This is a genomic window from Gardnerella sp. c17Ua_118, assembly GCF_055804255.1.
This window is the reverse complement of record NZ_JANUYT010000001.1, coordinates 697,205-717,927: the sequence shown is the minus strand read 5'-3', so window position 1 is coordinate 717,927 and position 20,723 is coordinate 697,205. Positions and strand designations below refer to the sequence as shown.

Genomic DNA, 20,723 nt, shown 5'->3' with positions numbered 1-20,723 from the left:
TTGAGTTATTTATTAGCTAGAGGGCTGATTCGGTTTGTGGAAAAGGGGTTTTCTAATGGTGAATTCTCAGGTTAAGCCAACAAAGCTTGCGATTATTGGTGCTGGCGCAGTAGGTTCTACGCTTGCGTTTGCTGCTGCTCAGCGCGGTGTTGCTCGTGAAATTGTGCTTGAGGATATCGCTAAGGAACGTGTTGAAGCAGAAGTGCTCGATATGCAGCACGGTTCTAGCTTCTACCCAGCTGTTTCGATTGCTGGCTCCGACGATGTTGAAATTTGCCGCGATGCCGATATGGTTGTTATTACTGCTGGCGCTCGTCAAAAGCCTGGTCAGACTCGTTTGGAACTTGCAGGTGCAACCATCAATATTATGAAGTCGATTATTCCTAATGTTGTTAAGGTTGCTCCAAACGCAATTTACATGCTTATTACAAATCCTGTTGACGTTGTTACGCATGTTTCTATGAAGCTTTCTGGTCTTCCTGCTAATCAAATGTTCGGATCTGGTACAAACCTTGATTCTGCACGTTTGCGCTTCCTTATTGCTCAGCACACTGGTGTGAACGTTAAGAACGTTCACGCTTATATTGCTGGCGAACATGGCGATTCCGAAGTTCCTCTTTGGGCTTCTGCAACTATTGGTGGCGTTCCAATGTGCGAGTGGAATGCTCTTCCAGGTCATGAGCCATTGGATGAAGCTAAGCGCGAAGAGATTCATCAGGAAGTTAAGAACGCAGCTTACAAGATTATTAACGGTAAAGGCGCTACAAACTACGCTATTGCAATGTCTGGTGTAGATATTGTTGAGGCTGTTCTTCGCGACACCAACCGCATTTTGCCAGTTTCCTCTTTGCTTGAAGACTTCCACGGAATCTCGGACGTTTGCATGTCTGTTCCAACTTTGTTGAACCGCAACGGCGTAAATTCTCGCTTGAATACTCCAGTTTCGGATCGCGAGCTTGCTGCTTTGAAGCGTTCTGCAGAGACTCTTCGTCAAGCTGCGGCACAATTTGGATTCTAATTAGCTTTCTGCTTTATGATTTAAGCGTTTATGCTTTTATGCTTTTATGCTTTTATGCTTGGCTGTTCGTAAAGCGCTAATTACTAAGATTTAAGTCTTGAAAGTCGCTCCTTCAATCATTGTTTTGGGGGAGCGGCTTTTAAGTTATAAATTTGATTAAAAGGTGATTTTGAATGTTTAATCATAAAAATCTTGATACAGACTTTGCGCTAATGCGCGATTTTGAAGATTTAAGGCTCCAATTTCCAATTTTAAGTCGCAAAGTGCATTCAAAACCCTTGATTTACTTGGATTCTGCAGCAACTTCTCAAAAGCCGCAAGTTGTAATTAATGCCGAAAGCGAGTTTTATAAAACGATTAATGCTGGAGTGCATAGAGGAGCGCACGAGTTGGCAGCGCTTAGCACAGTTGCGTTTGAAGGAGCGCGCGCAAAGGTTGCAAAACTCGTTGGTGCTTGTAGCAAAGAAGGCAGCGAAGAGATTGTTGTTACGCCTGGCGCTACAGGCGCGTTGAATCTTCTTGCAACTTCTATTGGAAATGCCACTATTAACGCTAAGCTAAATCGCTCTGGTTTTGCGGAAGATAACTTAATTTTGCGCCAGCATTTTGTGATTAATGAGGGAGATAATATTGTTGTTTCTCGCGCAGAGCATCATTCCGTTTTATTGCCATTCCAAGAGCTTGCGATTCGATCGGGTGCGGAGCTTCGCTGGATTGATGTAACTGAAGATGGCCGAGTGCGAGCGGATGCGGATTATTTGAGCACTGTTATTGATGAGCGCACGAAAATCGTTGCAGTTACGCATATTAGCAATGTTACGGGCGCAATCACGGATGTTTCGCCGATTTGCAAGCGCGCGCACCAGGTTGGGGCGATTTTTGTTCTTGACGCTTGTCAGTCCGTTCCGCATATTCCAGTTGATTTTCACGCGCTAGATGTTGATTTTGCAGCCTTTAGTGCTCATAAAATGTACGGACCGACGGGAGTTGGGTTCTTGTATGGTCGACGTGAGTTTCTTCAAGCTCTTCCGCCTGCTAATTTTGGGGGGTCCATGGTGGAGCTTGCGTGGCTTAATAAGCCAGCGCAATATATGGAAGCGCCTTACCGTTTTGAGGCAGGAACTCAGCCAGTTGCGCAAATGGTCGCTGCAGGAGTAGCTGCGGATTGGCTTCGAGAGTTGGGCATGAATCGAGTTGCACAGCATGAGAGTCAGATTGCTGCAGAATTGCTTAAATTGCAAGATGTTCCAGGAGTTCGCGTGCTTGGCCCACTTGATTTAAGCAAGCGCATTGCAACGGTTTCTTTTGAAGTTGAAGGCGTGCATCCGCATGACGTTGGCCAGTTTTTGGATGCGCAAGGGATTGCGATTCGCGTTGGGCATCATTGCGCTCAGCCGATTCATCGCCATTTTGGCGTGTACGCTTCGAATCGCGCGTCTGTTGGAGTTTATAACACAATCGAAGAAGTTCGCGAATTAATCGAAGCTGTTTCCCAAGTTCGCGCATATTTTGGCGCATAGTCGTAATATTTTAATGCAAGGAGAGCGTATGTTTGATATGAGTTTTGATGACGCTAACGGTGCAAGTAACAGCTTAGAAAGCATGTATCAAGAAGTTATTCTAGATGCTGCTAGAAATCCGCACGGAAAAACACATTTTTTAAGCACAGAGAGTCTTTCTAAAGCAGAAGAGCGTGAAGAGAAAGTTGAGGAGGCTTCTGGTAAATCGCAAGCAACCGATGAGCTAAAAAACGATTCTAATATAAAAATTACAAATCATCACGAAAATTGTGCTGTAGAAGCTAATAAAGATTATGCTTTTGGCGAATCTCATCAATTTAACCCAACTTGTGGAGATGAGGTTACAATGCATGTGGAACTCGCTAAAAACGTTGATAATTCAAGCAATGCGCTTATTAAAAGTATTAAGTGGGATGGCCACGGTTGCTCAATTTCGCAGGCGAGTCTTTCGATTATGGTTGATTTGGTTGAGGGGAAAACCGTTGCGGATGCATTGCGATTGGCCGCTCTTTTCCACAAACTTATGGAATCTAGGGGAGTTGGATTAAAAAGCGAGCAAGACGAAGATGAGTTGGAAGATGCTATGGTTTTTCAAGGCGTTTCTAAATATCCAATGCGAATCAAGTGTGCGTTGCTTGCGTGGGAAGGCTTAAAAGACGGTATTGCAAAGGCTATTGAGGCTTTATAAAATCGTATGTAGCTTTATAAAATCGCGTTGTAACACTTAAAAAAATCGCGTTGTAACACTTAAAAATAAGGAACGAGATGGCAGAAAATCAAGCAGAATCAACTCTTAGCGCAAACAATATTGGGCGCGTAACTGAGGAAGATATTCAAGAGGCTTTGCACAATGTTGTGGACCCAGAGCTTGGTATTGATGTTGTTGACTTGGGATTAGTTTACGGGATTGAGATTGACGAGCTTGGTCGCGCGATTCTTACTATGACGCTTACAACGCCTGCTTGCCCGCTTACGGATTTGATTGAAGACGAGTGCGCGAGTGCGCTGGTTGGACTTGTAGACGAATTTAGGATTGATTGGACTTGGAAGCCGCGTTGGAGCGTTGAAAATATTACGGAAGATGGGCGCGCGCAGCTTGAGGCGCTTGGCTATAATTTGAACAATTTGCCTGCTAGCTTTGGGGCTGGGCTTGGGGCTGGGGTTTCTGGCGTTGGTTCTTCTGTAGCTCCTGGCACTTCTGGAATGTCATCCTATGTTGGCGGAATTTCGCCAACCGAATAATTTAGGATTTTTAATGGTTTGTACAGAAGATTTTTCGCATGATCGCGATGATTTTAAGAATAGTGACGATTGCAGGAATAGCGACGCTTATTGCGATTTGTGCGCGCAAAAAATTATTGAAAACGGCATAACGGATGTTGTTTTTGACCTGCATCTTCTTGTTGATTGGGATGCGCGCCGCACATTGGAGTCAGATTACCCAGATTATATTGGCGAAGTTCTGTTTAGTTACGAGCCAGAATGGAGTTTTGAGTTTCACGAAGCTTTGCTAGAGGCGGCATGGAGCAGCCAGCGCGCACTGGAATCGTTTAGCGAGCATCACGGTCCTGCTGTAACTTGGCTTTATCGCCTGTATTTTAAGAATTTTTCACGCGGATTTTTAGGGGAGCGAGCGCGTTTTGCGTCTTTTGCTCGCGATTTAATCGCAAAAGGTGTGCGCGTCTGGGCGCTTGGAAACGCTTCGCAAGAGTGGATGGATTGTGCGCGCGAAACTTGCCCAATACTTAGCGAGATAAATGGCGTTAGTGCATCTTGCGAATCTCATTTGCTAAAGCCGAATATTATGATTTATAGAGATTTTTTGAGCAAAAATGGTTTGCGTGCATCTTCTACTGTTTTTGTTGAATCTGATTTGCGTAGCCTAAAAACTGCGCAAAGAATCGATTGTGCGTTTGCAAAACTATTTACTCTGTAATAAAACTATTCACGCTATAGTTGCCTCAACATTTGTCGGCTGATTCGAGTGAATCGTAGCCATACATGTGCACAGTATTTTCAACAATCATCTGAGTAAGATTTAGATTTTTTGCCGTTAAATCTTCTATAAAAGTTTTATATTTAGCAAAAGTTTCGGCAGAATACGTGCTTAATTCTCCTCTCAAATACGTTTCAAAAGATGTATTTTCTTCTGTATCTTCGCTTGTTTTTAGAACGCGCATTGCAAGACCTAAATGAGGGTAGTGATTGCGAAAATCATCGGCCCACTTAACTTGCGTTAAAATAATCTTCTCTTGCTCGCTTTTTCTAGGCTCTAAAATCGGCTTAATATAAGGCTTAATCGTGCGTTCAAAAATTTCTGGGGCAGTAGACTCCATCATTCTTGCATATTTTTCTGTTATCAAATTTCTGCCATTGCTATTTGCGCGCTCAAGATCTTTTTTATAAGACTCTTGCAAATCCAGAGGCCAAGTTAAAAATTGGCTCATTCGCATAATGTGGAATGTTGGCCAGTTTCCTTGACAATTCGCGCGTCCGCCTTCGTTTTGCGTAAGCTGGAATTGCTGCCATTCTAGTTTTGTAATTTCTTCTGCAAGCTTTTGCGTTTTTGGATTTTGCGTTTTTGGATTTGATAATGAATTGCACATCATAAGCTCCTTAAGCACGCAGCGCGCGAATTAATATGCGCTTCAACATACGGGCGCTGCCATTCTAAAAATGTTTCATTGCAATCGCTCAAACCTTGATATTTAAGCTCTTGCACTACTTCGTTGCACACGTTTTGAATAATCTCGTTTATTTTAGACTCAGATTCGCTGCTTCCTTTTGTGCCTTCGCCAAATCCGATTCCGCCAAAGCATGCCGCACTACTTAGTCGCATAAGCGATTCAAGTTGATTTGCTACGCCAGAAAGCCTAGACGCCATTCGCGCGCTTAGCTTGCGAAGTGCTGCAAATTGCCACTTATAATATGGCAAATATCCTGCGCTTATTGGGTTATTTAGCAAGAACACGATTGAAGCGGTTGCGCGCACAAACTCGTTTATAGAAAGCCACGCTGCAGCTCCGTCTTTTCGCGCTAGCATTCGTGGAACATTGTATTGACCTGCTTGAGCCATCATGCCAAGCCTTCTAGAGATTAGCGAGATTCTCACATCGTCTGGCATAAGCTTAAAACTTTGACGCGTTTTGCTAAATTCTCCAAGTGGGTCTGCAAAAATTTGGCCGTTCGTAGCTGCAGCAAGTGTTGGCTCGCTTAGCGAAATCCACAAATACGGCTCGTCTTGGCTTGGCGCGGCGGAAAATCCTGTTATGTTTTCAAAAAATTCGCTTATGCTAAATACTCCGACTCGCTTGCTGCTTTCGCATGATTTAGCGCGCGGCGTTTCTTTTCTAGAGTCAAATCCAGCGTATTCTTGCGGCAAATCGTTGTAAGCTGCTTGCAAATCCTCGCCAATTTTTGCATAGTCTTCATCTGTAAGCCATATGCAGAATCCTGGGCCAAAATCGTGGTCTCTAGAAATCTCGTCGTCAAATCCGTAGCATTCCGATCCGTGACCGACTAATCCTGCAGCTATGCGGTTTTTATAGTCCCTAAATTCTTCAAGTTCAAGCAGCGGCTTTCCGTAGGTTTGCCAATATTCTTTTGCAAGTTGCATGCCGTTTTTAATTTTTGTATTATCTTCTGTTTTTATAGTTCTGCTTGATTTTATAGTGTTATTTGATTGTATAGTTTTATCTATTTTTATGGTTTTATTTGATTCTGGATGCGGCTCATCGGTTTCTGGCGATTTTTCCGCAGCGCACTGAATCGCATCCGCCACGCCAGTCTCCGTAAATTTTTCTGCTGCCTTCTGTGCTTGCTGTAGATTTTCCAACGTAATCGCATAGGACTCGCTATCTTTTCCGTAACATTGTGCTATTAAATCTAGAGCTTCGCTGTACGCTTTTACAGCGTCGGAATACTCTTTTCGTGCGTATTGAACTTGCGCATATCCTGCCAACGCAGAAGCGTAATGCGGTTGATTTTGGTTGTTTCCTGCAATGTACATGCGAATGCTGGTTGAAGCGTGTTCAAAAGCAGCGTTAAGACTATTAGATTTGCTATTCGTGCTTTCACTAGGCTGCGAGCATTCTTGCAAAATCGCAAGCGCAAGATTTGTGTGAGTTGCTGCTATATCTATGTCTGTTGAAGGATTGATACTCGATTTTTGCAATATGTCTAATGCTTTTTCAAGCTGATCTATTGCTTCTTTAATTTTGCCTGTTTCGCTATAAAGCATTGAAAGATTGTTGTGAAGGGCAGCGAGCTTTCTATCGTTTGGTTTTAGTGTTTTCGATGATTCTTTAAGAGCTTTAGAATATATTTCTGTTGCGCGCTCATAATCGCCAGCTGCGCGAAGGCTAGTAGCAGCGTTTATAAGTGTTGTTGTGCCAGCTTCACTGCCTGCTAGTTGCATTTTATCTGAAAGTTTTAGCGCACTATCAATGATTGGCTTGTTTTTTGCGTATTCTCCTCTAGACCTATAAAATCCCATCAACTCATTTAACACAGATAGTTGCAATGCTTGAGCGCTTGCTTTTTCTTGGTTTGATTCTTGGCTTGCATCTTGCGGTTCGTCTGGCTCGCAATTTGCTTCGTGCAGAGCATTTAGCAAGTATTTTTCGATTTCTTGTGCGTTTGCGTGATTAGCAAACATATTGTCTAGTTCTTTATACAATTGCGAAACGCTTAACATTTAAGCCACCTTGCTTCTTGCGATTTAATTCCGTTTTGCTCACTACTCAATCATACAAAATTATGCGTTTATACAGAATTATAAGTTTATAAGAGTGTTGCAATACGCGCGATTGTGCAAAAATCAAAAGTCGGGCTGGTGGGATTTGAACCCGCGGCCTCTTCGTCCCGAACGAAGCGCGCTACCAAACTGCGCTACAGCCCGATGTTATTGTGTGAATTCATCTTACAAATACATGATGCAACTACATATTGAATTGTGCAAGCAGCACTACAATAACTTGGTTATAATAGCGTGAACTTGCTACAAAATATCATTGTGTGTCGCTTGTGCGTTGCTGTGTGTGTCGTTAGTGTGTGTCGCTAGTAAATAAATTTTTTGAGATTTTATTAAAAATTTACTTTCACTTTTTTATAGCTTGCATGCAATCTGCAATATTTGCAAAATCATGTCTCTTTTCGTAAATAATTTTGTATATCTTAATAAAATAATAAAAATTTTTACTGTAAATCTATTTTTCTTCCGAAAACAGAAAAATATAAATATTTCTATAAAAATGTGTATTTGATGTAAAAATGATTCGCACAATCAACTAAATAACGCAATAAAACGTATTTGTTGTGCACTTATCTGTATTACCTAGTAGCTACAATTAGCGACTATGAGTGACACGAATACTACAATGCTCGCTGCGCAAAACGATGCAGCAGAAAATGAATCAACAGACAACGTCAACGAAATTGACACCGTTGAGCATGCCGAAATGCTGCTCGCGCAGGATGAGGTTATTGCTAAGCGTGTAAACGAGGGCGCAAGCCTGGATGAAGCAATTGACCCAAGCAATAAAGAGTTTGGTCCGCTTGCGCACCCAGAGCAGGTGCAAATGCGCGTTGCAAAGCGCGCGATGATGCTTAAGGAAGGCGTGCAACCATACCCGGTGCATCTTAATGTTACGGATACAATCGAAAAAGTTCGCGCTGATTTTGACGGCAAGCTTCAAGCTGGCGAAGAAACCGATACAGAGGTTGGCATTGCTGGGCGCGTTCTTTTCTTGCGTAATGCTGGCGGCTTGTGCTTCGTTAAGCTTTCTGCTGGTGACGGCACTACTATTCAGGCTATGGTTTCCAAGAAGGAAATCGGCGAAGAATCCATTAAAAGCTTCAAGCAGATGGTTGATTTGGGAGACCATTTGTACGTTCGCGGTCGCGTAATTTCTTCAAAGACGGGTGAGCTTTCCGTATTTGCAACAGAGTGGGCGATTGCTGCTAAGGCTTTGCAGCCGCTTCCAGCTTTGCATAAGGAATTAAGTGACGATACTCGTACTCGCAAGCCATATATTGGCATGATTGCAGACGAGAAGATTCGCGATATGGTTCGCAGGCGTTCGCATGCTGTGGCTTCTCTTCGTCGCACTTTCGACAGCCACGACTTCCTTGAGGTTGAGACACCAATGTTGCAAACGGTTCACGGAGGTGCTGCTGCTCGTCCGTTTACAACTCATATGAACGCTTTCGATATTGATCTCTACTTGCGTATTGCTCCAGAGCTTTTCTTGAAGCGTTGCTTGGTTGGTGGCATTGACCGCGTGTTCGAAATCAACCGTGATTTTAGAAACGAAGGCGTGGATGCAACTCACGCACCAGAGTTTACAATGCTCGAGGCATACCAGGCTTACGGCACTTACGATACGATTGGTGCTCTTACTAAAGAGCTGATTCAAAAGGCTGCACTAGACGCTTTTGGTTCCACTAAGGTGACTTTGCTTAATGGCGAAGAGTATGATTTTGGCGGCGAATGGAAGCAAATCACCATGTATGGCTCGCTTAGCGAGGCTTTGGGTGAGGAGATTACGCCAGAGACTTCTGTTGAGCATTTGGGCGCAATCGCAGACAAGCTTGGCGTTGAGCGCGACGAAGTGGAGAATCACGGCAAGTTGGTTGAGCACTTGTGGGAGCACTTCTACGAGGACAAGCTTTATGAGCCAACGTTTGTGCGCGACTTCCCAGTGGAGACAAGCCCACTTGTTAAGGGTCACCGCACAAAGCCTGGAATGGTTGAAAAGTGGGATTTGTACGTGCGCGGCTTTGAGCTTGCAACTGGCTACTCCGAGCTTAACGATCCTGTTGTGCAGCGCGAGCGCTTTGTTGCTCAAGCTAAAGATGCTTTGGCTGGAGACGTTGAGGCAATGGATATTGACGAGGACTTTATTGAGGCTCTCGGCGTTGGTATGCCTCCTGCTGGCGGCATGGGAATGGGAATTGACCGCTTGCTAATCGCACTTACGGGCGCAACCATTCGCGAGACGATTACGTTCCCACTCGTAAAGCCACTTCGCTAGTTGTGATTATCGCTAGTTGTGATTATCGCTAGTTGTGATTATCGCTAGTTGTATCAGTTATAATCAGCTGAATTAATCTTAAAAGTCGTTGAATGCTGTTTTTAGTGTTCGGCGACTTTTTTGATTAAATTTTTCGTGTTTGTTTACTTTTTGTAAGTAGTCGCACGAAACGAATAGACTAGGTAACTATGACATATAAATTAGTATTGCTCCGACATGGTCAGAGCGCATGGAATAAGACCAATCAGTTCACTGGTTGGGTTGATGTACCGCTCACTGAGCAGGGTGTTGAGGAAGCTAAGCATGGTGGCGAGCTTCTTAAAGAGAAGAACGTTCTTCCAGACATCGTGTTCACTTCTTTGCTTCGTCGTGCTATCAACACCGCGAATTACGCGCTTGATGCAGCAGACCGCTTGTGGATTCCAGTTCGTCGTAGCTGGCGTTTGAACGAGCGTCATTACGGTGCTTTGCAAGGCAAGAACAAGTCTGAGATTCGTCAGGAATATGGCGATGAGAAGTTTATGATTTGGCGTCGTTCTTACGCAACTCCACCTCCACAGATTGATCCAAACGATGAGTATTCTCAGGCGAATGATCCTCGTTATGCAGGCGACCCAGTTCCAGAAACTGAAGCTTTGGCAAACGTTGTGACTCGCGTAACTCCTTATTGGGAGTCGGATATTATTCCAGAGCTTAAGTCTGGTAAGACTGTAATGATTGCAGCTCACGGCAACAGCTTGCGAGCAATCGTTAAGATGCTCGACAACTTGAGCGAAGAAGAGATTTCCAAGGTGAATATTCCAACAGCTATTCCTCTTCTTTACGAGTTGGATGAGAACTTTAAGCCAATCAAGCCTCGTGGTGAGTATTTGGATCCAGAAGCTGCTGCTGCTGGCGCTGCTGCCGTGGCTGCTCAGGGTCAAAAGTGAGTTTGATTAGCTTAAGTTAGCTTAATTATCTTAAATTAACTTAAATAAAAAGTAGGTTTGCAAAATTAATTGCAAGCCTACTTTTGTTTTACAAGCTACTTTTTAGGTTTCTATTTAAAAATCGTGTTCTACGCAACTTGTGTTTTATGCTACAACTGTGTCCTTGTCTGGTTCTGGTTTCTTAGTTGGGTCAAATCCCGAAACAATAAATACAACTTGCCTTGCTGCAGCAACTGAATGATCGCCTATGCGTTCCATGAATCTGCTTAGAAGCACCAAGTCAATCAACTGTTTTCTAGTGCCGTTCCAATCTTCGCTTTCTACAAGCGCAAAAATGTGTTCGTGCAACTTATCCATTACATCGTCGCCGTGAATAATTGCATCTGCTACATTAACGTCTCTATTTGAGAGCATGTCTGTTAGTTGCGTAGAAAGAGCGCGCAAAAAGTCAACCATTTTTTCAACAGTTTCTTTTGCTTGACTTGGTATTGCGCAATCAGGCCATGTGCGTCTTGCGATTTGTGCAACGTGACTTGTTAAATCGCCCATGCGCTCAAAAGTTGCAGCAAGCCTCATAGTTGCAACTACTTCTCGCAGATCTGTTGCAACTGGATTTTGACGTGCAAGCAATATTAAGCATTGATCTATAACGTTTGCTTCTAGTGCGTCTAGCTTTGCGTCGTTATCTATAACCGTTTGCGCAGCTTCTAAGTCTGCGTTTACTAGAGCGCTTCCAGCATCGTTCATGGCTTTTGCAACAAGCTCTGCCATGCGTTCAATGTTTAATGCAACTGCCTTCATCTCTTCGTTGAAAATCACTCGCATGGTGTGTCCTTTCTTGCGTTCAATCGCGCTAAATTGCATTGGAGCATATTCGCGTTTGTTTAGATTGCCCTAATCAAGTATAGACTACTGTGCGCACGTGCGTTAAACGTATTAGTCACTGTATTAGTCGCTTAAATGTGAGCGCGTTAGAGTATTCTTTAAGAGTATGCTTCAAGATTCGCCATATTCGCCTTTAATGGTGTTTGTTGTTTTTGCTTTGATTGCACTTTGCGTTGCAATTGTTGTGGTTATGTTTGCTTTTGACTTTGTTCTATCGGCATTTCGTAATGTTTTTGTTCCGTTTTTTGATTCTACTTTTAGTCGTATTTTTATGACTTTTAGACGTGGTTCTAAGCGCATTTTTCGCATCATTTTTCATAAGAAAATGCAAAAAGTTTTAGGCGATTCCGACTTTGATTCCGATTCCGACTTTGATATAGACGATAGTTCCGAAGACATTAGCTCCGACGCTTGCGCTGTTTTAGCTATGCTTCCAGGAGCTACGATTGTTGTTGATAAAAATAACGACGTTTTGCGCGCAAGTTCACAAAGTTACACTCTTGGAGTTGTTTTAGACGATTCGATTGTTCAGCCGCGCGTTTTGCAAGCTGTAAATAACGTGCGTTTCTCTGGAGGCTATGAAAGCTTTGATTTAGTGACATTTACCCCCAAACAGTATGTAACAATTAGTGAAGATAATGATTTTTATGTAGATAATGTAGATAAAACTTCGTATTTGCAATCTTCGGCTGCTTTCGATTCTTCATCAACACAATCTAGCGATTCAGCGCCTAATCCTTCTACAATTTCTAGACCTAATTGGCTTAATATTACAGTTGGAAGTGTTGGAGAAGGCAAAGTTGTTGTTATTATAAATGATTCCAGTGCGGAGCATCTTTTTGAGCAAACGCGTAACGATTTTATAAGCAATGTCTCCAATCAACTTATTAGCTCAACACGCATGATTTCCAGCCTTACTAATGTTTTGCAATGCAAAGATGTTAATGCAAGTCGCATTAAAGATATTGCTGCGTCTGCTCAAAAATCGTCTAAACACTTGGAACATATGTTAGAAGATTTGCTTCTTCTTATGCGAGCGCAAAGTCCTATTGATGCTTCAAAAGCTAGTGTTGTAAACGTTTTGAAAGTGTTGGAAGATGTTAAAAATCTTGTTTCTGCTCTTTCGTCTAGTCAAAATGTTCGCGTAATTATTAAAGCAGATTCTTCACTTAACATTTTAGCGGATTCTAATCAAATAAGCAGTGCGATTAGAAAACTTGTTGAAAACGCTATTATCTATTCTCATAAAAATAGTGTTGTTGCGCTTTGCGCTTTAAAGTCAGAAGATAATAGATTTGCTGTTATTCGCGTTGTTGATTCTGGAATTGGAATCCCGCTAAAAGATCAGCCGCGTATTTTTGAACGTTTTTATAGATCGAGTAATCAAAATGACTTTAGTAAAGACGGTGTTGGATTAGGTCTTGCTATTGCTAAGCACGTGGCTCTTACGCATCACGGCAGCATAACATTGTGGAGTAGGCCTGGGCAGGGAACTACTGTTAATTTTGCTATTCCGCTTGCAAAGTAGTGAGCAAAGTAAGCCGCAAAGTAGGGCGCAAAGTCTTATGCAAAGTCTTGTTGCAAAGCTTGATTAGTAACTTATTTTCCTAATCTTCTATAATCCCAGCGATCAAAGTGTTCCCAGATTAAAAGCAAAATTCCAATTGCAAATCCGCTAAGGCAAATTACAGCAAAGAACCACAATAAAAAGTGTAAAATAGCAAGAACAACTGTGATTAATGATGCTATGAGCCAAATAATCGTTCCAGCCATAAATGCTTTGCACAAGTCTACTCGCAATGGCTTAGGCGCTTCTTTGCGCGCATCTGGATTAATAATCGGTGCTAGCTTCATATGATTAACCATACATCTTTGCGTGTTCAATATCAATTTTAAGAATTACATTGCGTATTGTGTTGCGTATTGTGTTGCGTATCCGTACCACATTGTATCCTTTAGATTTGTAAGTGTGAATTTGTGAATACATTTAGAAGATTTTAGGAGCGATTTTATGAAGCATGCTGAGCATGGTGCTAAAGCAAAGGGGCGGTTTAATTCGCCTTTTATGCTTTTTACCTCTGTGCGCGGTTCGCATGCATCTTCTAACAATCATCATGCATTTTCTAGCAATAATAGTGCAGCCGTTTTAGCAAATAATGGTGCTGTTGTAAGTCTAGAAAACGTAGATTTAGAGAACGTAAATCAAGAATTTGCTGTTTCGTTATCTCGTCGCCAGCTTCGTTTAGCACGTGTTGCTAAAGAACGTAAGAATCGCATGATTGTTTCTGCTTCTTTGTTTGCGTTAGTCGGAGCTGCTTTAACTTCTATGGCGTTGAACAAGCCTAATAGCATTGATTCTTTGGCTTCTAAATCTTATTCTTCTAAGTTGAGTTTTGTAGACGATTCTTCTGCTCAAGCAGCATCTCGTTCGAGTATGCGAGAAAGCATTAATCGCGCTAATAAATATTTGAACTTTAGCAGCGCAGTTGCTGGCCTTGAATCTGATTTAAGCGCATTTTCTACTAAGTCTTCTCATAAGTCTAAGTGGGATTTGGGTTCTAATTCCGATTTTAAGGTTTCGGAAATGTCTAAGTCTACAGCAAATAATCCGAATGTTGCTGTTTTCTTGGATTCAGATGCAAAGATTGTGCCATCTGGTTTTAATCCAAATCACGATTCTGGCGATTCTGGAAATGCTTACGAATTTAGCCAATGCACTTGGTGGGTTTATGTTCGCAGGCATCAGCTTGGCCTTCCAGTTGGCTCCAATATGGGAGACGGATGGATGTGGGGCTGGACTGCTCGCAAGCTTGGCTACTGGGTAGATAACACACCTCGTCACGTTGGAGACATAATGGTGTTTGGCCGCGGTCAGGCTGGAGTTAACCGCGCTTATGGCCACGTTGCAATCGTAGAAAAGATTAATCAAGATGGTTCTATAGAAACATCTGAATCTAGCGCCGAATATCATGGTAGAACCTATTCAAGAGTTGTTAGCGCTAAAGATGCTTCCGCTTTTGAGTTTATTCACTACTAAATCTTTTAAGCATTACTCGCATAATATTAGATTCATCAACTTTTGTTGGTTTATTATGCGTTTTTTAGGCGCTTTGTATTGTTAACGTGTTAACATCGCTAATGATGGTTAAGCAAAAGTTTGAACAAAAGATTAAACAAAATAAGATTTTTTCTTCTGTAGTTGCGGGAGCTGTATGCACGACTCTTCTTGCAGCTATGGTTCCTTTTGCTTGCGCTTATGCAGAAGAGTCTGCAGTTACTTCTACGCGTTCCTTCCCTAAAGTAACATCTGTTAAGCGCGATTTATTAACAGAATCTACTTCTACAAGCGTTGACTCTAATTCGCATTGGGGCGGTATTGAGTCTTTGAATGTTCCACAAACTAAAAGTGCTGCAGAATTGGCGGCTCAGGCTGCAGCTCAAGCGGCTGCAGAAAATGCGCGTAATGCTGCTCGCAATAATGATGGCGATTACGATTCCGCTGCAAGCCGTTCTGGTGCTAGAGGAGCATCGCAAAGCTATTTTGTTGCTCCTCCAGATGGTTCTTCTACGTCGGCAATGCTTAATTTTGCTGCTCAATTCTTAAACAAAGTGCCGTATCGTTCTGGTGGAACAACTCCTGCTGGTTGGGATTGCTCTGGCTTTGTGCAATACGTTTTTGCAAATATGGGTGTTTCTTTGCCTAGAACTTCTGGCGCGCAAGCAACAGTTGGCACAGCTGTTCCAAGTCTTGCTCAAGCAGCTCCAGGAGATATTATTGCAAATGGTACTCACGCTGCGATTTACGTAGGCAATGGAATGGTTATTAATTCGCAATATGGCGGAACAAAATATAGCCCTATTCCTTACGTTTTTACATCTGCTTATTCCATTCGCCGAGTTTTCTAGCATAAGTTTTTGGCGTAAGTCGCAAGTTTTCTAGCGTTAGTTTTCTAGCGTTAGTCGCAAGTTGTTTTAGCAGAAATCGGCAATTGGCAAGTCATAAATAGCAAATCTTCTGTGTCGCGATAGACTCAAAACAATTAAACGGCTATTGTAGTATTTAAGCAAAGATTGCAAAATTCGCGCAATACTAGGAGGATCTAGATGACACAGAATGTTATTACACAAGAAAAAGCTGTTCTTGTAGGCGTTGATGGTTCTCATGCAAGCTATAAGGCTGTTTGGTGGGCGTCAAACTACGCTAAGCATGCTGGATTGCAACTTCAAATTGTTTGTGCATACTCTTTGCCAAGTTATGCTGCTGTGTCTTTTGATGCAACTTACACTGCCATCGGAGACGATAATGTTGCTCATCAAGACGCTCAGGAGATTCTTTCTAAAGCCAAAGCTGTAGCTTTAGAGCAGGGTGTGGATGCAACAACTCTGATTGTTACTGGCGACCCGTCTTCTGTGTTTGTGGAGCTTTCTAGAAACTATCAACTTATTGTTATTGGAAACCGTGGTAAAGGCGGATTGGCAGAGCGTTTACTTGGCACAACAAGTTCTTCACTTCCAGCATACGCTTATTGCCCAATTGTTGTTGTTCCATATACAGATGATGATGGTCATAGAATCCACTTGAACAATAAGATTTCTAATATTGCTGTTGGCTCCGACGAGTCTAAGTGGGGATTAAAGGCACTTGAGATTGCTGCAGATTTGGCAGATAGTTGGAATGCTCAATTAGATGTGATTTCTGCTGTTCCTAGCGTTCAAGGAGCCGAGGGAGATACTGCAGTTATGGGATCTTATATGGAAGATCTTGACGAGCGTGTAAAGCCAATTTTGCAACGCTTGCCAAACTTAAAGATTCATCGTTCTGTAGTTCCTGGCTCTGCTGTAAACGCTTTGACTCAAGCTAGCTTAAACAACGATTTGGTTGTTGTTGGATCTAGGGGCAGGGGTGGATTTACTGGTTTGCTTCTTGGCTCGATTAGTCAAGGTTTGCTTCAGCATTCGTCTAGACCAGTGTATGTTGTTCCTCGCAAGTATGTGGAGCTGAGCGCTGCACAAGTGGCTCAGCAGGCTAAGGTAAGTAACGATACTAGTGCTATTGATTCTATAAGTGGTGTTCATAAAGTTGATGTTCCAAAGGCTGGTGTTGAAGAAGCTAAGCAAATTGAGCAAACAATCGATCCGCTTCACTAAAGTAGTAACGCTAAGTAGTAACGCTAGGCGCTAAAACATAAATCGCGTATAAGGCACTAATTGTGTTTTATACGCGATTTTTCAAACATACATATGCTAATATGCTTTTAGTTTTTCTTAAGCAAGAAACGCGCTCGTCTTGCCTCTCGAGCAGCGCGCTTTTTAGCAAGTTCTTGATTGTTAATGCTGATTGCGCGCTCATAAATCTTAATTAACTCTTGAGCTTGCTTTTTAAAGTCATTGTTTTTTGAATATTCAAGAACATTTGCTTTTAGCTGCTCTTGCTCTTCTTTGCTCATATTAAGAACGCGGCTAAACACTTGCTTAAAGTCTTCTTTAGAATCCCATTGGTATCCATTTTTGCCACTAATAATTTGATTTTCATTAGGAGCGTCGTGCTTAACAAGCGCAAATAAGCCAGAGGCCATTGCTTCCAGCATAGAAAGCGAGTGCATCTCTGATAGTGAAGCGGTAGTGTAGTAGTCCATTGCGTGCAAATACTTAGGAATTTGCGTGTGTTCAATAGGTCCTAGAAGGTAGATTCTATCTTCAAATCCTTTGCTTGCTACCTTATTGCGCAAGTCTTCTAGATCAGGGCCTCCGCCAATAACAACAAGTCGAGCTAAATCGCGAGGAAAATCACAATACATAAAGTTGTCAATCAACTCGCTAATGTTCTTTTCGGCTCCGATTCTTCCAACAAAAACAAACAGCTTTGTAGAATCTGCAATGCCGTATTTTTTACGGAATTCTTCTCTAAAAGCAATTCGTTCTGGTGTTGGCAAGAACTTTTTGTATTCAACAGCATTGCTAAGAACAACAACCTTTTTATCAACTTTTTGTCGGTCAATATAAGCTTGAGCCTTAGCAGACATGCTGGTAATAATTGTTGCGTTTTTAGAAAATCGCGTAAAATATTTTGCCGATATATTCCTAGAAAACTCAGTAAAATGCTTTAGACCAATGTAAAACAGGAATTTATCGTATTCGGTGTGTAGCGTGTAAACAACAGGAACATGCTCTTTTTTGGCCACTTCTAGGCCTATTTCTCCAATGCCAAATTCGTTTTGAATATGAATAACATCTGGTTTAAAGTTAATCGGGAACTTTTTGCGCATGTTTCCAATTGGAATTGCAACCCTATACTTGTAAAGCTTTTTCAAAAGAATGCCTGGAACGTACACAACGCCGTCTACAAGCTTGGTTTTACGCTGTTTTTCGGAGCCAACTGTAACAACAAGAACTTCGTGCCCAAGCTCTTCGTACATTTTTTTAAGCATGTAGGATTGTGTTGCTACGCCGTTTATGTATGGTGGATACGTTTCTGTAAAAATCGCGATTTTCAAAGTTTCCTCCGATTACATAAATAGCTTACATAAATAGCTCTAACAACGTTAAAAGTTTAGCATTGTGTTTAGCATTGCGCCACAAATTGTGATTTTTTGCGTTTTTAGCGTTTTATATTTGGTGTTTTTAATGTTTTAGTGTTTTAGTGTTTTAGTGTCTTATATTTACTGTTACACGCACTTGTGCGCCACGTTCAAGAGTGTGCTTAACTGTGCAACCCTTGCTAATATGCTTTTTCATACGCTCTTTTAGTGCTTGTGCATCTTCGTTAGTTAGTGCAGGCTTTGCGCTTGTAGCGTCTACTGTTAAGTCTTCTTGGAATCTTAAGTAAGTTCCTTCTTCTGGGTCGTAAGTGCCATTTACAACTATGCGCGCGCCTTTTCCTTCTCCAATCGTGTGTTCAACAGCGTATTGGCTGCTTAAAGCTGTGCAACCAGCTAGAGCTATTTGCATTAGTTCTACGGGAGAAAATTGCCCTTCGCCTTTGCCAAATTTTAGTGTTGCTCCGTCTTCGCTTTTTGCAATCCAAGAGCCGTCTTCTAAACGCTCAACCCATATTCTTCTAGCCATTTTTGCTCCTTTGCATTTGTTGTGCTTAGCTAAAACAATTATATAGAGATGTATAGTATAAGTATATTTGCACATGCATTGGTAGTGTTGAATTTAGCTAATGATAGAATAAACGTATGGCTTTAACTCAACAAGAACTTGCAGATTTGCGCGCGCGCGTGCCGCAAAAACCAGTGTCAAATATTCCTACTCCTTACGAGGATTTGGTTAGAAAAATCTTTATGGAAGGCACATTAAAATCAGATCGCACTGGCACGGGAACAATATCTCTTTTTGGTCAGCAAATTCGCTTTGACTTAAGCAAGAGTTTCCCGCTTATAACAACAAAAACTGTGTTCTTTAAGGGGCTTGCGTACGAGCTTCTTTGGTTCCTTAAAGGCTCTAGCAATGTGCGTTGGTTGCAAGAAAACGGTGTGCATATTTGGGATGAGTGGGCAGACGAAAATGGCGATTTAGGGCCTGTTTACGGCGTTCAGTGGCGTAGTTGGCCAGCTCCAACCGAGCAAAATCCAAATCGCACAATCGACCAGATTGCAAACGTTATGGATCTTATTAAAAATCATCCGGATTCTAGAAGAATGATTGTTAGCGCTTGGAATCCTGCAGAAGTAGAGAATATGGCTTTGCCGCCTTGTCACTCGCTTTTCCAGTTCTATGTTGCCGATGGCAAGCTTTCTTGCCAGCTTTACCAGCGTTCTTGCGATATGTTCCTTGGCGTGCCATTCAACATTGCTTCTTACTCGCTTTTAACAATGATGATGGCTCAACAAGCAGGATTAGAACCAGGAGAGTTCGTGTGGACTGGCGGCGATTGTCATATTTACGATAATCACGTAGAGCAAGTGCTTGAGCAGCTTTCGCGCGAGCCGTACCCGTATCCGCAGCTAGAAATTCGCAAAGCTGATTCTATTTTTAGCTACGACTATAGCGATTTTAAGGTTGTTGATTATAAGCATCATCCTACGATTAAAGCTCCTGTAGCTGTGTGAGCTTTTGGTTGTTTGCTTGTTTGCTTTGTTTAGTGATTGATTAGTAGGCTTACGTAGGAGTTTTATGACTAACAATATTATGACTAATAATATTCCCGTTCGTTTAATTTGGGGGCAAGCATACGATTTTGAAGGTCGCGCAGGAGCGATGGGTGTAAATGGCGGCATGCCTTGGAGACTTTCCCCAGATTTGCGCTATTTTAAGGCAATGACAATCTCTTGTCCAGTAATAATGGGCAGAGGAACTTGGGATTCTATGCCAGAAAAATTTAGGCCTCTTCCTGGTCGTGAAAATATTGTTGTTTCTAGGAATCCATACTTTAATCCAAATGGAGCAAAAAGTTTTACAAAGATCGAAGACGCAATATGCTACGCAAAAAAGTGGATTGAAGATAATCCTATTGAGCATGTAGATTCTTTTGATTTGCCAAAAGATGGCAGAGCAATTTGGATTATTGGTGGCGGCGCAATCTTTAGAGAAGTGATTGAGTCACAAATTGTTGACGCATCTTATGTAACTCAAATTGACGCTAGAGTAAAAGCAGACACGTTTGCTCCAAACATTCAAAAACTTGTAGATGATGGATTGTGGAAAGTTGCGCGCGATGGCGATTGGCAGGAATCGCCTATAAAAGTTGGTGCGAATCAATTTAACGCAAAATACAAGTTTATGGTTTATGAGCCAGTTAAATCTAAAAACTAAGCTAGATTAAGGATATGTATGGAATCTTTAAACAAAATTCACGTAGATGCTAAGCATCCGTATGTTGTTATGACAGTTTGTACGGGCAATATTTGCAGATCTCCAATGGCAGAAATCGTTTTGCGCAATGAGTTTAAGCTTAGGGGATTAAGCGATGTTGTTGCTGTAAAATCGTGCGGCGTAAGCGACGAAGAATACGGGAATCCGATTGATAGGCGTGCGCAAAAAGAGCTTAAAAGTAGGGGATATTCTTTGCCATTAAGCCATTTTGCGCATAGGATTGAGCGAGACGAAATAGAAGAGACGAATCTTTTTCTTCCAATGACGGCTTCGCATATGCAATCTTTGCTTAGGATTATTCCGCCGCAAAAGCGTAGTCTTGTACACATGTATAGGTCTTTTGATCCGTCTTTAGAAAAGCCACAAGCTGGTCGCGAAGCTGTTTTAGATTTGGCAGACCCTTGGTATGGTGGTCCTAAAGAGTTTGAGATTGCAATGGATCAAGTGGAGGAGTGCGCTCCGTACATTGTTGATTGGGTTCAGTCGCGTATAACGCGTGAATAGTATTTGCATATAAATC

General features: G+C 42.1%; 20 protein-coding genes and 1 tRNA gene. 14 read left to right on the top strand and 7 right to left on the bottom strand.

Annotated elements, in window-relative coordinates; all coding sequences use genetic code 11:
* Positions 1-55 precede the first annotated feature (55 nt).
* From NYP69_RS02975 to NYP69_RS02955, 5 genes are all read left to right on the top strand, one after another.
* Positions 56-1,018: an L-lactate dehydrogenase gene (locus NYP69_RS02975; protein WP_004130300.1), complete on the top strand. Its 963-nt coding sequence runs from the start codon at positions 56-58 to the stop codon at positions 1,016-1,018.
* 173 nt (positions 1,019-1,191) lie between these two features.
* Positions 1,192-2,538 carry a SufS family cysteine desulfurase gene (locus tag NYP69_RS02970; RefSeq protein WP_081090773.1) on the top strand — a complete coding sequence of 449 codons (1,347 nt, stop codon included), beginning with the start codon at positions 1,192-1,194 and terminating at the stop codon, positions 2,536-2,538.
* A 28-nt stretch (positions 2,539-2,566) separates the two neighbouring features.
* Complete coding sequence (gene sufU / locus NYP69_RS02965; RefSeq protein ID WP_060785561.1) at positions 2,567-3,226, top strand: Fe-S cluster assembly sulfur transfer protein SufU; 660 nt, start codon at positions 2,567-2,569, stop codon at positions 3,224-3,226.
* Between the two features lie 77 nt (positions 3,227-3,303).
* On the top strand, positions 3,304-3,780 hold the full coding sequence (locus NYP69_RS02960; protein WP_004130295.1) for a metal-sulfur cluster assembly factor: 477 nt from the start codon (positions 3,304-3,306) through the stop codon (positions 3,778-3,780).
* A gap of 13 nt (positions 3,781-3,793) precedes the next feature.
* On the top strand, positions 3,794-4,474 hold the full coding sequence (locus NYP69_RS02955) for an HAD family hydrolase (RefSeq protein ID WP_473410572.1): 681 nt from the start codon (positions 3,794-3,796) through the stop codon (positions 4,472-4,474).
* Positions 4,475-4,499: 25 nt separating this feature from the next.
* On the opposite strand, the gene NYP69_RS02950 is transcribed toward NYP69_RS02955, so the two are convergent.
* The 3 genes from NYP69_RS02950 to NYP69_RS02940 all read right to left on the bottom strand — a co-directional run bounded on the left by NYP69_RS02950 (position 4,500) and on the right by NYP69_RS02940 (position 7,438).
* Positions 4,500-5,144: a DUF4125 family protein gene (locus NYP69_RS02950; protein ID WP_004130293.1), complete on the bottom strand. Its 645-nt coding sequence runs from the start codon at positions 5,142-5,144 to the stop codon at positions 4,500-4,502.
* A complete protein-coding gene (locus NYP69_RS02945) occupies positions 5,144-7,234 on the bottom strand; it encodes a DUF4037 domain-containing protein (RefSeq protein ID WP_473410571.1) in 2,091 nt (696 codons plus the stop codon). Before NYP69_RS02945 ends, NYP69_RS02950 begins: the two co-directional genes overlap by 1 nt.
* Positions 7,235-7,364: 130 nt before the next feature.
* A tRNA-Pro gene (locus tag NYP69_RS02940) sits at positions 7,365-7,438 on the bottom strand.
* Between the two features lie 457 nt (positions 7,439-7,895).
* Here NYP69_RS02940 and lysS point away from each other — a divergent pair.
* Positions 7,896-9,572 (top strand): lysine--tRNA ligase, encoded by a 1,677-nt coding sequence (gene lysS, locus NYP69_RS02935; RefSeq protein WP_101896631.1) that lies wholly within the window; start codon positions 7,896-7,898, stop codon positions 9,570-9,572.
* Between the two features lie 188 nt (positions 9,573-9,760).
* A complete protein-coding gene (locus NYP69_RS02930) occupies positions 9,761-10,501 on the top strand; it encodes a phosphoglyceromutase (protein WP_004132563.1) in 741 nt (246 codons plus the stop codon).
* A 144-nt stretch (positions 10,502-10,645) separates the two neighbouring features.
* Here the strand turns inward: NYP69_RS02930 and phoU are convergent, their stop codons facing one another.
* Positions 10,646-11,326, bottom strand: coding sequence for a phosphate signaling complex protein PhoU (gene phoU / locus NYP69_RS02925; RefSeq protein WP_032843002.1), 681 nt, complete (start codon positions 11,324-11,326; stop codon positions 10,646-10,648).
* 166 nt (positions 11,327-11,492) lie between these two features.
* Between phoU and NYP69_RS02920 the strand changes: the two genes are divergently transcribed.
* Positions 11,493-12,914, top strand: coding sequence for a sensor histidine kinase (locus tag NYP69_RS02920; RefSeq protein WP_004130284.1), 1,422 nt, complete (start codon positions 11,493-11,495; stop codon positions 12,912-12,914).
* Positions 12,915-12,985: 71 nt separating this feature from the next.
* Here NYP69_RS02920 and NYP69_RS02915 read toward each other — a convergent pair whose 3' ends face one another.
* Positions 12,986-13,252, bottom strand: coding sequence for a hypothetical protein (locus NYP69_RS02915; protein ID WP_004130283.1), 267 nt, complete (start codon positions 13,250-13,252; stop codon positions 12,986-12,988).
* A 145-nt stretch (positions 13,253-13,397) separates the two neighbouring features.
* Between NYP69_RS02915 and NYP69_RS02910 the strand changes: the two genes are divergently transcribed.
* The 3 genes from NYP69_RS02910 (at position 13,398) to NYP69_RS02900 (ending at position 16,534) form a co-directional block, all read left to right on the top strand.
* Positions 13,398-14,423 (top strand): CHAP domain-containing protein, encoded by a 1,026-nt coding sequence (locus NYP69_RS02910; RefSeq protein ID WP_473410570.1) that lies wholly within the window; start codon positions 13,398-13,400, stop codon positions 14,421-14,423.
* Positions 14,424-14,524: 101 nt separating this feature from the next.
* A complete protein-coding gene (locus tag NYP69_RS02905) occupies positions 14,525-15,292 on the top strand; it encodes a C40 family peptidase (RefSeq protein WP_020759073.1) in 768 nt (255 codons plus the stop codon).
* Positions 15,293-15,490: 198 nt separating this feature from the next.
* A complete protein-coding gene (locus NYP69_RS02900; protein WP_473410569.1) occupies positions 15,491-16,534 on the top strand; it encodes a universal stress protein in 1,044 nt (347 codons plus the stop codon).
* Between the two features lie 107 nt (positions 16,535-16,641).
* Here the strand turns inward: NYP69_RS02900 and NYP69_RS02895 are convergent, their stop codons facing one another.
* Positions 16,642-17,880 carry a glycosyltransferase gene (locus tag NYP69_RS02895; protein WP_004130279.1) on the bottom strand — a complete coding sequence of 413 codons (1,239 nt, stop codon included), beginning with the start codon at positions 17,878-17,880 and terminating at the stop codon, positions 16,642-16,644.
* A 151-nt stretch (positions 17,881-18,031) separates the two neighbouring features.
* A complete protein-coding gene (locus tag NYP69_RS02890) occupies positions 18,032-18,451 on the bottom strand; it encodes an OsmC family protein (RefSeq protein ID WP_472781456.1) in 420 nt (139 codons plus the stop codon).
* Positions 18,452-18,567: 116 nt separating this feature from the next.
* Between NYP69_RS02890 and NYP69_RS02885 the strand changes: the two genes are divergently transcribed.
* The 3 genes from NYP69_RS02885 to NYP69_RS02875 all read left to right on the top strand — a co-directional run bounded on the left by NYP69_RS02885 (position 18,568) and on the right by NYP69_RS02875 (position 20,707).
* Positions 18,568-19,440, top strand: coding sequence for a thymidylate synthase (locus tag NYP69_RS02885; RefSeq protein ID WP_016805278.1), 873 nt, complete (start codon positions 18,568-18,570; stop codon positions 19,438-19,440).
* Between the two features lie 79 nt (positions 19,441-19,519).
* The gene (locus tag NYP69_RS02880; RefSeq protein WP_473410775.1) at positions 19,520-20,143 is read left to right on the top strand and encodes a dihydrofolate reductase; all 624 of its coding nucleotides are present in this window, start codon (positions 19,520-19,522) and stop codon (positions 20,141-20,143) included.
* An 18-nt stretch (positions 20,144-20,161) separates the two neighbouring features.
* Positions 20,162-20,707, top strand: a complete 546-nt coding sequence (locus tag NYP69_RS02875; RefSeq protein WP_473410568.1) for a low molecular weight protein-tyrosine-phosphatase — start codon at positions 20,162-20,164, stop codon at positions 20,705-20,707.
* Positions 20,708-20,723 lie beyond the last annotated feature (16 nt).